The 11,734-nt window shown below is 59.8% G+C and carries 10 protein-coding genes and 3 pseudogenes; 12 read left to right on the plus strand and 1 reads right to left on the minus strand.

Going from position 1 to position 11,734, the window contains the following annotated elements; translation table 11 throughout:
- Positions 1–379 precede the first annotated feature (379 nt).
- The 9 genes and pseudogenes from AC04SI_RS32440 to AC04SI_RS32480 all read left to right on the plus strand — a co-directional run.
- Positions 380–1,447 (plus strand): ABC transporter substrate-binding protein, encoded by a 1,068-nt coding sequence (locus AC04SI_RS32440; protein ID WP_488475657.1) that lies wholly within the window; start codon positions 380–382, stop codon positions 1,445–1,447.
- A 134-nt stretch (positions 1,448–1,581) separates the two neighbouring features.
- Positions 1,582–2,745, plus strand: a complete 1,164-nt coding sequence (locus tag AC04SI_RS32445) for a M20 aminoacylase family protein (RefSeq protein WP_488475658.1) — start codon at positions 1,582–1,584, stop codon at positions 2,743–2,745.
- Between the two features lie 85 nt (positions 2,746–2,830).
- On the plus strand, positions 2,831–3,616 hold the full coding sequence (locus AC04SI_RS32450; protein ID WP_488475659.1) for an aspartate/glutamate racemase family protein: 786 nt from the start codon (positions 2,831–2,833) through the stop codon (positions 3,614–3,616).
- Positions 3,617–3,716: 100 nt separating this feature from the next.
- Complete coding sequence (locus AC04SI_RS32455) at positions 3,717–4,886, plus strand: M24 family metallopeptidase (protein ID WP_488475660.1); 1,170 nt, start codon at positions 3,717–3,719, stop codon at positions 4,884–4,886.
- 158 nt (positions 4,887–5,044) lie between these two features.
- Positions 5,045–6,070, plus strand: a complete 1,026-nt coding sequence (locus AC04SI_RS32460; RefSeq protein WP_488475661.1) for an NAD(P)-dependent oxidoreductase — start codon at positions 5,045–5,047, stop codon at positions 6,068–6,070.
- A gap of 127 nt (positions 6,071–6,197) precedes the next feature.
- A complete protein-coding gene (locus tag AC04SI_RS32465; protein ID WP_488475662.1) occupies positions 6,198–6,425 on the plus strand; it encodes a hypothetical protein in 228 nt (75 codons plus the stop codon).
- Between the two features lie 6 nt (positions 6,426–6,431).
- On the plus strand, positions 6,432–7,445 hold the full coding sequence (eutB, locus tag AC04SI_RS32470) for a hydroxyectoine utilization dehydratase EutB (RefSeq protein WP_488475663.1): 1,014 nt from the start codon (positions 6,432–6,434) through the stop codon (positions 7,443–7,445).
- The gene (locus AC04SI_RS32475; protein ID WP_488475664.1) at positions 7,435–8,427 is read left to right on the plus strand and encodes a cyclodeaminase; all 993 of its coding nucleotides are present in this window, start codon (positions 7,435–7,437) and stop codon (positions 8,425–8,427) included. The genes eutB and AC04SI_RS32475 overlap by 11 nt, the downstream gene beginning before the upstream one ends.
- 7 nt (positions 8,428–8,434) lie before the next feature.
- Positions 8,435–8,527 (plus strand): annotated as a pseudogene (locus AC04SI_RS32480) (winged helix-turn-helix transcriptional regulator); the annotation flags it as partial.
- Positions 8,528–8,698: 171 nt separating this feature from the next.
- On the opposite strand, the pseudogene AC04SI_RS32485 reads toward AC04SI_RS32480, so the two are convergent.
- Positions 8,699–9,421 (minus strand): annotated as a pseudogene (locus AC04SI_RS32485) (IS256 family transposase); the annotation flags it as partial.
- 58 nt (positions 9,422–9,479) lie between these two features.
- On the opposite strand from AC04SI_RS32485, the pseudogene AC04SI_RS32490 reads away from it, so the two are divergent.
- The 3 genes and pseudogenes from AC04SI_RS32490 to AC04SI_RS32500 all read left to right on the plus strand — a co-directional run bounded on the left by AC04SI_RS32490 (position 9,480) and on the right by AC04SI_RS32500 (position 11,429).
- Positions 9,480–10,278 (plus strand): annotated as a pseudogene (locus AC04SI_RS32490) (IS5 family transposase).
- Positions 10,279–10,314: 36 nt separating this feature from the next.
- Complete coding sequence (locus AC04SI_RS32495; protein ID WP_488475665.1) at positions 10,315–10,764, plus strand: hypothetical protein; 450 nt, start codon at positions 10,315–10,317, stop codon at positions 10,762–10,764.
- A gap of 326 nt (positions 10,765–11,090) precedes the next feature.
- Positions 11,091–11,429, plus strand: a complete 339-nt coding sequence (locus AC04SI_RS32500) for a hypothetical protein (RefSeq protein ID WP_488475666.1) — start codon at positions 11,091–11,093, stop codon at positions 11,427–11,429.
- The last annotated feature ends 305 nt before the right edge of the window (positions 11,430–11,734 follow it).

Below are 11,734 nucleotides of genomic sequence, written 5' to 3' on the forward strand. Positions count from 1 at the left end.
TCGCTCTCGTCATCCCCGCTCTGCGCGAACTCCACTACGTCACCCATTATGACGATCCGCAGTGATCGGCGGCGACGCGCGGACCAACGGCTGACCTACCATAGACGCATCACCGGATTTCGGGAAAGGTGCCTTGGTGCAACGCTTACTCAGAAGGCCCGATGCCTGCGCAAGCAACAGCGACGCGCGATCACTGGAGGCGCTCTGAGCACCCCCGAATAATAATATCGGCTCCGCCATAACTGACTGCAAATGCCGAGAACTTTTTATACGATAGATTGAAAGCGTCGGGAGCTGAAGTGGCGCGCGTGCGCGGGCATGAATATGCAATCTCACCGTGCGTCAAAGATCCTCGAAAACCCCCTGAGGAGGAACGAAAATGAAAAGCAAACTCATGATTGGCCTTTATGGGCTCGCGGCATTGTCGCTGGCATCGTCTGCGGTCCCCGCGACGGCGCAGGATCGCCAAGTCGTCATATCTGGCTCCGCCGGGTCCTATGGAAAGGCTATGCGCGAATTCTGGTTCGACCCCTTCGAAAAGGCCACCGGCATCAAGGTTGTCGCGGTTCCGACCAGCGACAACTCAGAAGGGCGGGCCAAGGTACAGGCCATGGTCAAATCCGGCAACGTTACGTGGGACATCTTCACCGAAGACGACGCAGGCGGCGAGGCGCCAGATCACTTGACGAAGAGGGCAGACGACCTTTCAGATTTCTGCATGCAATTCAAGGATCGCCCGGATCTGCTGCCTGGCTCATGCAAGGCGGCAAGTGTTTTGTTCGTCAGTGGCGCGACAGTGGTTGCGTACAACAAGGAGCACTTCCCCAAAGGGGGGCCGACCACCTGGAAGGAGTTCTGGGACACCACGGATTTTCCCGGTGCCCGCGGCTTCGAGGCGAACGCATCAGCTTATGGGCAGTTGACGGCGGCTCTTTTGGCCGATGGCGTGCCCAAGGACAAGCTCTATCCGATGGACGTGGACCGCGCCTTCAAGAAGCTCGATGAGCTGCGCCCCCAAGTCACGCAGTGGTATACAAGCGGTGACCAGATGGTTCAAGGTTTCCGCAATGGGCAATATGATGCCGGTATGTTGTATATGACCCGCGTCACGGCGCTGAAAAATGAAGGGCAACCCATCGGTTGGTCCTTTGACGGCGCGCTCTTGTTTTCCGATCGCTTCGCAGTTGTGAAAGGCGCGCCCCACAAGGCGGAAGCGCTTGAACTGCTGAAATTCTACCTGGATTCGCCTGAAGTTCAGGCAAAGATTTGCGAGGCGTTGTCCTGCGTGCCGCCGAGCAAGGACGCGTTAAAGTACATGGGCGCGGAAGCGCGCGCCTTCATGCCGTCCCCCGATCAGTTGTCCGAAATGGTGATTCCGGACCCCAAGTGGGTCGTCCCCAACCAGCAAATGCTGATCGACCGCTGGAATACCTGGATTCAGAAGTAGCCATCCTCTCAGGAGCAGGGCTGCCGGCTGGTCCGGCAGCCCTGAGAGCCCGGCCGGCGTATTTGTGCCGGGCGCTCTTTCTCTAGCTAGCTAAGGCGCGAAGTCGCCATAATATTTGCAGTTGGGAACAACAGATGCACAGCATTGAGGATTTCCGAGATATCCAGAGCGAAGCCAACGAGTGGCGTCGCTACCTGCACCAGAATCCCGAGCTCGGGTATCAGCTCCACAACACAGCGCGGTTCGTGACCGAGAAACTGGCTTCCTTCGGTATCAATCACATCGAAACGGGGATAGCTGAAACAGGTATCGTCGCATTGATACAGGGCGAAGGCGGAGACGGGCCGACCATCGGGCTGAGGGCGGACATGGATGCCCTGCCGATCGATGAGGCGTCAAACAAGCCCTGGTCGTCGAAAATAGCAGGCAAAATGCATGGATGCGGCCACGACGGTCACACGGCCATGTTGCTGGGCGCTGCGAAATACCTGGCGTCTACCCGGAACTTCAAGGGCTCCGTTGCCTTGATCTTTCAGCCCGCGGAAGAAGATGGACAGGGCGGCCAAAGGATGGTCCAGGAGGGGATCATGGAGCGCTTTGGCATTTCCCAGGTTTTTGGCATGCATAACAAACCGGGCATGGAGGTCGGCAAATTCGGCATTTGCAATGGCCCGGCCGGAGCCGCGGTTGACGAGTTCGACATTGTTGTAAAAGGCAGGGGCAGCCATGCGGCCTACCCGCATCGGTCCATCGATCCCGTTGTCATTGCCGCCCAAATCCTTGTCGGCCTGCAGAGTTTGGTGTCGCGCGGTACGGACCCGCTCGAGTCCCTCGTGATCTCCGTCACCAAATTGAACGCCGGCACCGCCTACAACATCATTCCAGAACACGCTGAAATGGCCGGCACCGTCAGGACTTTCGCGCCCGGCCTGCGGGACTTCGCCGAACGACAGATTAAGGCATGTGCCGAAGGTATCGCGCGCGCGTTTGGTGCGGAAATCGAATTCAGGCATCGGCGGCTCGAACCTGCCATGGTCAACCACGCTGAGGGGACCAGCCTAGCCATCAAGGCGGCACGCGGCCTCGTGGGGCAAGCCTTTGTGGACGACAAGATAAAGCCGGGCATGGGAGCCGAGGACTTCGCCTACATGCTTGAAGCACGGCCGGGCGCTTACATTCTCGTTGGCAATGGTCCGACCGCTTCCGTGCACCATCCGGCATATGATTTCAACGACGAAGCCCTGCCTTTTGGCATCGGGTATTGGGTGAATCTGGTTGAGACGACGCTGGCCGCATGAAGTTGGACCTGCGAGATTGAGGTTCGAGTACGGGAGACATCTTGGCCGATTTCGGTCAAGGGAACTTACAAGGGGGGAAAGCGCGATGAACGCTTACAGCAGATCTGCAACTAACTCCAGCACCGCTACATCATGCGAACAGGTTAAGAAAATGGCATCGAAAATCCCACCGGCTCTTGGAATACTGAATCTGGAATTGGGGCTACCGCCCGGCGCCACGCCGCCAGCGCCGCCGCGCGGCGCATTGCGGAATCCGGCAACGCTCGGCGTTCCGGTCCTCTTGGAAACCGTGGCGGGAGCTTGGGTGGAAAATCTCTTTCGCGGAGATCCAGCGCTCGAGCCGGCTTGCATCGCGGCGGCCCGGCGCCTGGTGGCGCGAGGCGCCTTCGCAATAACTTCGAACTGCGGCTTCTTTATCCGGCATCAGGCGGCGGTGGCTGCGGCGGTAAATGTCCCCGTGGCGATGTCAAGCCTGCTCCTGGTGCCGATGTTGCTCCGGCAGCTGCCGCCAGCCGCCAAGCTCGCCGTCGTCACCGCCGACTCAACTTATTGCGGCGAAGATCTGCTTGGGGTCGACGATCCGGCCGAGCGGGCAAGGATCGTGATAGGCGGTATCGAAGGCGGCAAGTTGTGGCGGAACGAGATGCAGCGCCCGCCAAAACCGACCGACGTCGCCGATATAGAGACAGATGTCGCCGCCTGCGTCGCGCGACTCCGCGCAGCGCATCCGGAAATCGCGGCGATCCTGTTCGAATGCACGGCATTTCCGCGGGTCGCGCCGGCGATCCGGCGTGTCACGAAGTTGCCAGTTTACGACATCACCGACCTCTGCCGGATGATGATCGGGTCATCATCTGAAGGGCGTTGTTGAATGTCAGAGGTCAGGTCGTCGGGTTGGTAAAGAAGTCACCGATGCGCATTCTGCCGCCTCAAACATATCTGGTCCCAGATTACTCGATGGAGTTGAACTCATGAAAATCAGCCGAGGGCCGCAGGCATTTCCTAGAAGCGAATATCTGCGCCGGCTTGCCGCGGTGAAGTCGGACATGGCACGGCGCGACATCGATGCGCTTATCGTGACCGATCAAAATAATATCACCTATCTTACGGGGTACACCGCAGACTCAGGCTACGTCCCGCAGGGGCTTGTGCTTTTGGCACACGAAGAGGAGCCGACGTTCATCCTGCGCCGCTCGGATGCGCCGGCAGCGATTCATCAGTGCTTTATGGAACGCGATAAGGTCATCGCCTACCCCGAAGCTCTCATTGGCAATGCTGAAAAGGATGGCTACGACGTTGTAGTCGATTACTTGGAAGGTATTGGCCTTGCGAACCGCGGCATAGGGATCGAACTGAACAGCCTTTTGGGAGGGGCGGCGCAAAAGTTCAGCAGACGCCTATTCAATGCCAGGATTGTGGATTGTACCAAGGTGGTCACCTGGATCCGGCTCATCAAGTCTGATCTCGAGATAGCCGTCATGCGGGAAGCGGCTGCAATCTCGGACGCGGCAATTCTGCGCGCCGCCGACGTCATCCGCCCTGGCGTGCGTGAAGCCGACGCGGTCGCGGAAATCGTAGGAACCTTGGTTCGCGGTGCAAACGGCAAGCCCGGAACCAAGCTGCATGGAATAAGCTTATGTTCCTCACCGCGTACAGGAACATCCCATATTTTTTGGAGTGAAGATACTTTTCGAGTTGGATCACAGGTCAACCTTGAACTGGGCGGTTCGCGTCATGGCTATTGTGCCGGGCTCATGCGCACGTATTCAATCGGTACACCGTCGGATCGCCTGCGTCGTGTTCATGAGATCCAAGTCGCTGGTCTTGAGGCTGCTCTTGAGGCGATTCGACCGGGAAGGACCTGCAGTGATGTGGCCAATGCATTCTATCGTACCATCGAAAAGGAAGGCCTCAGCAAGGAGTCGCGCTGCGGTTACGCGCACGGAATCGGCTGGATCGAGCCGACGGCGAGCCTCAGGGATGGCGACATGACGGAGCTGAAGCCAAACATGACGTTCCACCTGATGCTGGGCAACTGGATCGAGGAGGATTTCGGGTACGTCATCAGCGAGACGTTCCGTGTTACCGACTCCGGTGTCGAAGTCCTAACCACTGCGCCCCGAAAGATCTTTGAGCTTTAACGTCAGTCCAGGGCGCTTGCTGGAACGTCGTATACAGGCGGCTAAGCGGCACAAAAGATCCAGCACGGAATTCCCCCGTGTTCGCGATATACCGCCGAGTTACGAAGGTTGCTAAAAAAGATTGGCATATCTGGAAAAACAAGAAAGGTGAATGAGAGATGAAAGTTCTATGCCTGTGGCACGCGACAGACGAAGAGATTAATTACATAAAAAGGGCAATGCCGGGTGATACAGAAATCGTAACTCCAGAAGGAGAGTACTTCTCCCGCTTTGAGTGCACATATGCAGATATCAAGCGCCACGCCGTCGACGCAGACGCGTTCATCGGATGGACACTTCCGGACGGGATACCAGAAATTGCCGAGAAACTTAAGATGATTTCTTGGCTACACAGCGGAGTTGACAGCCTTCGCCGAGCGGGCGTGCTGGCGTACGCGAAGCAACACGGTATTAAACTTGCCAATATTCGCGGCGCAAATGCGATCGCGGTTGCAGAGCAGGCGATGATGTTCGTCCTTGCCCTCGCGAAGAAGACGCTTTTGAAGCATCAAGCAGCGCAAGAAAACCATTTGCTTTTTCCTCTATGGGCAGACGAGCATCGATCGGCCATGCTACATGGGCGTACTATTGGTGTGATTGGTGTGGGAAACATCGGAGGTCACATCGCCAAGTGCGCGAAGGGATTCGGCATGCGGGTTATTGGAGTGCGTCGCACTAAAGAGCGGCCAGCAGAATACGTAGACTCAATGCACGGAATGGACGAGTTACATTCGGTCCTTGGGAAATGTGATTATGTAGTTCTGGCCGTCCCGAATACAGTTGAAACGTATAGATTTTTTGGGAAGGATGAAATAGCGGCTATGAAGCCATCTGCCTTCCTGATCAACATCGCCCGTGGAACCCACGTTCAAGAGCAACCTCTCTATGATGCACTTACGTCCGGTCGTTTGCGCGGCTTCGCAGCAGATGTCTGGCCTTGGTATGAGTTTGGGAAGAACTTTCCGGCAGCTGGCGTGCCACGTCTGCAGCTCCAAAAGCTTCCGAATGTGATCGGCTCCAACGACCAATCTCACGATGCTGATGACGTTCTGGAACGAACTATTGAGCGGGGCACTGAGAATTTGGTGGAGTTTGCGGCAGGAAAACCTCTTAGTCGCGAGGTTAACCTCGACCTGGGTTACTAACCTTCCAAGCTTTGCGTGTGTGCGGCGCGCTTGAACAACCAGGCGCGCCGTGCTGTTGATTTGCACTGAGATCTGGCCTGGGAGGGGTGAATATCTAACGCTTTGGACATTTGGCAGCGGAGGCACCATGAAAGCAATAGATCCGGTCGTCAGCACCTGGGAACTCAATCTGGCCAGATCAAAGATCATCAACGGGCCGACGCCATTGAGTTTCAAGTCTGCAACGCGAACGTATACGCAGGGACCAGAGGGCATTACCTGCACAGTCAGTGCAGTCAACACCGGACACGATATTCACGACCCCGACGAACAGCGGACCCGCCAGTTCCTCAGCGCTGTCCTGGAGGCGGGCTGACGCGCCATGCCAGACCTGACATTGGCCGACATTATGGCCGCCAGCCGCATCATTTCCGGTGTCGCGGCGCGCATGCCTTTGGTACCCTCGCCATTCCTGACGCAGTGCGCCGGGCAGGATTTCCTACTCAAGCTGGAAACCACTCAGCCGATCGGCGCGTTCAAGCTGCGCGGCGCCGTGAACGCCCTCATCAACCTGCCCGAGGGTGCCGCGGGTGTTACTTGCTGTTCCACCGGCAATCACGGCCGCGGTGTTGCCTTTGCCGCGCGCGCCCGGGGCCTGAGAGCGGTGATCTGCATGTCCTCGCTGGTGCCTCAGGCCAAGGTCGATAGCATTCGCGCGCTTGGCGCGAAAGTTCGCATCTGCGGCACAAGCCAGGACGATGCGCTGGCCGAAAGCCAGCGGCTTGTACAAGAGGAAGGGCTGGTCGAGATTTCGCCCTTTGACCATCCTCATGTCATTGCCGGACAGGGCACCATCGGGTTGGAGCTTCTGCAGGATCGACCTGATCTGGCCGCGATCCTCGTTCCCCTATCGGGCGGCGGACTGGCGGCGGGCGTGGCGGTGGCCGCCAAGGCGATCAGGCCGGGCATCAAGGTGATCGGCATCACCATGGACCGTGGCGCCGCCATGTATGAATCGGCGCGTGCCGGCAGGCCGGTCGAAGTCGAAGAGGTCGCCAGCCTGGCGGATTCGCTCGGCGGCGGCATCGGACTGAAGAACCGGCTCTCCTTCTCGATTTGCCGCGACCTGCTCGACGACTATGTGCTGGTCACGGAGGACGAGATCTATGACGCCATGCAGGCGGTCTATTACGAGGAGCGCATGGTGGCCGAGGGCGCGGCGAGCGTTGTCGGCATCGCCGCGCTGATGGCCGGCAAGCTGCCGCCGACGGAGGGGCCGATCGTGACCATCATTACGGGCCGCAATGTCGACATGCGCGTCTTCACCGACATCATCAACGGTCGCGGCGTCTCTCTGGGCGATTTGGAACTGGAAGGCCACGCTTATGCCACGTGAGATCAAGATCCTGACCGAAACGAATCTGCGTGAGATCGTCCGCCTTGACCTCGCCGCAATCGATACGGTCGAGAAGGGTTTTGCAGCGCTCGCCTCCGGCAAGGTGGTGATGCCGCCGATACTGTCGATGGCGATCCCCGAGGCGAACGGCGAGGTGGACGTCAAGACGGCTTATATTCCGGGCTTCGACGGTTTCGCCATCAAGGTGAGCACCGGCTTCTTCGACAATCCGAAATTGGGGCTTCCGAGCCTCAACGGGTTGATGATCCTGTTTTCTGCGAAGACCGGGCTGGTGGAAGCGCTGCTGATCGACAATGGCTATTTGACCGACGTGCGCACCGCCGCCGCCGGAGCCGTTGCCGCGCGCCATCTCGCACGGGCGAATGTCGAGACCGCAGGCGTTATCGGCACCGGTGTCCAGGCCAGGCTGCAGATCATCGCCGCCTCGCTGGTGCGGCCTTTCAAGAAGGTCCTCGTTTGGGGCCGTGACCAAGACAAGGCGGCCAAATGTGCGCTCGATCTCGCGGCCGAGCTCGGCATCGACGCCCGTCCCGAGCACGATCCGGCAAAGCTGGTCGCCAAAAGCCAGCTCGTCATCACCACCACCCCGTCCGAGGAGCCGGTGCTGAAGGCCGACTGGCTACATCCGGGCCTGCACATCACCTCTATGGGTTCGGATCAGGCCAATAAGAACGAGATCGAGCCGGCCGCACTTGCCGCCGCCGATCTCTATGTCGCCGACCGGGTCAGCCAGACCGAAATCCTCGGCGAGCTGCGCAGCGCCATCGCAGCAGGTGTCTGGAAGGCTGGCACGCCGCCGGAACTTGGCGAGATCGTCACCGGCGCGAAGCCGGGCCGCACGCGCGACGATCAGGTCACCGTCTGCGACCTAACCGGCACCGGCGCGCAGGACACGGCGATCGCCACCTATGCCGTCGCTGCCGCTGCGAAGGCTGGTGTAGGCACGACGATTGCGGCATGAGCGGTCCATGCTCAAGCTCGACGACCGCCAGCTCAAAATCCTGGCGATCCTGAGCAAGGAAGGCTGCGTGTCCAAGGCGGAGCTGGCGAAGAGCGTCAATCTCTCCGCTGCGCCCTGCTGGGAGCGGCTGAAGCGGCTGGTGGATGCTGACATCATCACCGGCTGCCACGCCGAGATCGCGCTGAAGAGGGTCGTGCCGCACATCGTGGTGTTCATGGCGGTCGAAAGCGATAAGGATGCGGAACTCGTTCTGCAAAACCGCCCCGGGGTCGTTGAGCACCTTGGCGACCGCCGCCATGAGGCCTTCGTGCGCGTCGGAGACAACCAACTTGACGTCGCGCAGGCCGCGGCGGGTCAGCTTGCGCAGGAATTCCGTCCAGATCGGCTCGGCTTTCGAGGCGCCGACCTCCATGCCCAGCACCTCGCGCCGGCCGTCGCTGTTGACGCTGACGGCGATGATGACGGCGACCGAAACGATGCGGCCGCCGCGGCGCACCTTCAGGTAGGTGGCGTCGATCCACAGACACGGCCAGTCACCCTCGATCGGCCGGTCGAAAACGGCCCTCACTTTGCCATCGATCTCATCGCACAGCCGGCTCACCTGGTTCCGGAAGACGCCGCTCGCGCCCATCGCCTTGACCATGTCGTCGACCGAGCGCGTCGAGATGCCCTGCACGTAGGCCTCCTGGATCACCGCGGTGAGCGCCTTCTCGGCCATGTGCCGCGGCTCCAGGAAGCTCGGGAAATAGGAACCCCGCCTCAGCTTCGGAATGCGCAGATCGAGCGTGCCGGCCCGCGTCTCCCAATCGCGGTCGCCATAGCCGTTGCGCTGGGCCGTCCGGAGCAGATTCTTCTCGCCCTGGCCGGCCCCGACCACAGCCCCCACCTCCAACTCCATCATCCGCTCGGCGGCAAAGCCGATCATCTCGCGCAGGAGATCGGGGTCAGGGGACTTCTCCACGAGCGCGCGCAGGTTCACCATGTCGTCGGTCATCGATCGTTCCCTTTAAATCAGGTTGGCTCAGCAACCCGACCTTACCGGCGAAACATCGATGACTCCGCCGCTACCGTCGAGCTACACCACTCGGCGGGACTCGACCTTGACGGACAGGGAATGGGCGTTGATCGAGCCGTTCATGCCTGGAGCGAAGGCGACAGGACGACCGCGGACGAACCAGCGGCGGACAGTCGTGGACGCGCTGCTCTATATCGCCTGGACGGACTGCCAGTGGTGGGCATTGCCGGATCGCTACCCGCCGGTTTCGACATTTCTACGCCTGGCGAGACAATGGCTGTGGAGGGCCATCAACTTCAACCTGGTGGCAGCAGCACGCCTCGCCCTCGCGAGGCGAGCCCGAGCGCCGGCATCGGACAGCCAATCGGAAAAGGGCACGGACGTTGCCGGTTTGCGTGGTTACGACGCCGGCAAGAAGATCAAAGGCCGCAAGCGCCATATCATCACCGACACCGAGGGGCTCCTGGTCGGGCTGACTGTGCATACCGGCGACATCCAGGACAGGGATGGGGCAATCGGCGTCATCGCCCCCATTCTACAGCTTTACCCCTGGTTGCGCCATCTGTTCGCCGACGGCGGTTATGCCCAGAAAAACTGACGCAGGCTCTAGCCGATCTCGGCACGTGGACCATCGAAATCATCAAGCGCTCCGACGAGGCCAAAGGCCTTGAGGTGCTCCCGCGGCGATGGTCGTCGAGCGAACTTTCGCCTGACTGGGACGTTGTCGCCGGCTCGCCAAGGACTTCGAGGCGACCATCGCCAGCGCCGAGGCCTGGATCTTCATCGCCTCAATCCGCCTCATGCTTCGCCGCCTGGCAACCCCGCCTCGTGCGTAACCAAGTTTCGAGTCAGGTTCTAAGGCGCGGAGGCCCATGAAAGCAAGCAGCGGAGGCACCATGAAAGCAATAGATCCGGTCATCGGCACCTGGGAACTCAAACTGGCAAAGTCAAAGATCATCAACGGGCCGTCGCCATTGAGTTTCAAGTCTGCTACCCGAACGTATACGGAGGGGCCAGAGGGCATTACCTGCACGGTCAGTGCAATCAAGTCCGACGGAACACCGTTCCTCGAGACGATGACCGGTAAGCCGGACGGAAAGTACTACCCCCATGTAGGTAACTCTTTGATGGACGAGATGTCCAGTGAGCAGGTCGACGCCAACACAATCGTGACTACGACCAAAATGGCGGGTAAGGTCATGGGAGTTGGAACCCGCACGATCTCGGCTGACGGGAAAGTTCTAAAAATGATGTTCTTGTACACGAACGCCGAAGGCATCCTGCGCGGGCACGTTACGCACTACGACAAACAGGAGGGCTGATGCCTCTACGACGCTGGCCTTCGCGGTGTAGCGTGAAGGCCATCTCCTCGAACGCCTATATCCTCGTTCCATCTGCCCGCCGAGCCGAGCATCTGGCGCAGCCGCTGATGTGCTGCCTTGTTTGTCCCACGGCGACCGAGACCGCAAGTTCAAGTCGCTGGGTGGCGTCCAAACGCGCCATGCATCCTCCGCCCCGCTTAGGAAACAGGAAGCTCTCCCCGTCCTGCAGCGTGCGCTTCCAATTGCGGATCAAGTTGGCGGTCGTACGCAGGCGATTAAGGAAGGAGGCGTCATGAAAACTTCGGTGAGGCGTCCATACGACCCGCATGACGGTGGAGGACGGGTTCGGTAACGTCGTCGCCAGCACCCAGACGATCAATTACTTGTTCGGCGCCTGCTACATCGTGCCGGGCGGTATGATCACATCTTCCCCTCGCGATGCAGCGGTGTCGAACCTGATCGATTATGGAATGAGCGTGCAGGAGGCGGTCGAGGCGCTGCGGCTTTGGACACAGGGTTATGGAGTGGAGGTCGAAGCTTCGATGACGAAGGCGTCCTCGGGGCATTGCGGGACCGCGGTCACACTGGCGGCAATCGACGGCGTTGGCGGCTGCACGAGTGTAAGAGCGATGCGCCAAGGCACCTCTCCTGAAAAATCGTCTTGATGGTTAAGTCGCTCGTTGGTCGGCGCGCCGGCGCCGATCGCTCCGGGCCTCGTGCTCGATGAAGTGCGCGGTCTCGGCACGGGCCTCCCCTTTTTGTCGACGCAGTAGATCAGGATCGGCAGCAGCAGGCCGTGGTTGGGATTGTCGAGGTCGAGTGTAAGCGTTGCACCAAGGCACCTTTCCCGAAATCCGGTGATGCGTCTATGGTAGGTCAGCCGTTGGTCCGCGCGTCGCCGCCGATCACTGCGGATCGTCATAATGGGTGACGTAGTGGAGTTCGCGCAGAGCGGGGATGACGAGAGCGA

This window comes from Mesorhizobium sp. CNPSo 4689 (genome assembly GCF_057784325.1).

Excerpts from the sequence above, each read along its gene's own strand:
- AC04SI_RS32440 (WP_488475657.1), top strand. The coding sequence starts at position 380 with ATGAAAAGCAAACTCATGATTGGCCTTTATGGGCTCGCGGCATTGTCG.
- AC04SI_RS32445 (WP_488475658.1), top strand. The coding sequence starts at position 1,582 with ATGCACAGCATTGAGGATTTCCGAGATATCCAGAGCGAAGCCAACGAG.
- AC04SI_RS32450 (WP_488475659.1), top strand. The coding sequence starts at position 2,831 with ATGAACGCTTACAGCAGATCTGCAACTAACTCCAGCACCGCTACATCA.
- AC04SI_RS32455 (WP_488475660.1), top strand. The coding sequence starts at position 3,717 with ATGAAAATCAGCCGAGGGCCGCAGGCATTTCCTAGAAGCGAATATCTG.
- AC04SI_RS32460 (WP_488475661.1), top strand. The coding sequence starts at position 5,045 with ATGAAAGTTCTATGCCTGTGGCACGCGACAGACGAAGAGATTAATTAC.
- AC04SI_RS32465 (WP_488475662.1), top strand. The coding sequence starts at position 6,198 with ATGAAAGCAATAGATCCGGTCGTCAGCACCTGGGAACTCAATCTGGCC.
- eutB (WP_488475663.1), top strand. The coding sequence starts at position 6,432 with ATGCCAGACCTGACATTGGCCGACATTATGGCCGCCAGCCGCATCATT.
- AC04SI_RS32475 (WP_488475664.1), top strand. The coding sequence starts at position 7,435 with ATGCCACGTGAGATCAAGATCCTGACCGAAACGAATCTGCGTGAGATC.
- AC04SI_RS32495 (WP_488475665.1), top strand. The coding sequence starts at position 10,315 with ATGAAAGCAAGCAGCGGAGGCACCATGAAAGCAATAGATCCGGTCATC.
- AC04SI_RS32500 (WP_488475666.1), top strand. The coding sequence starts at position 11,091 with ATGACGGTGGAGGACGGGTTCGGTAACGTCGTCGCCAGCACCCAGACG.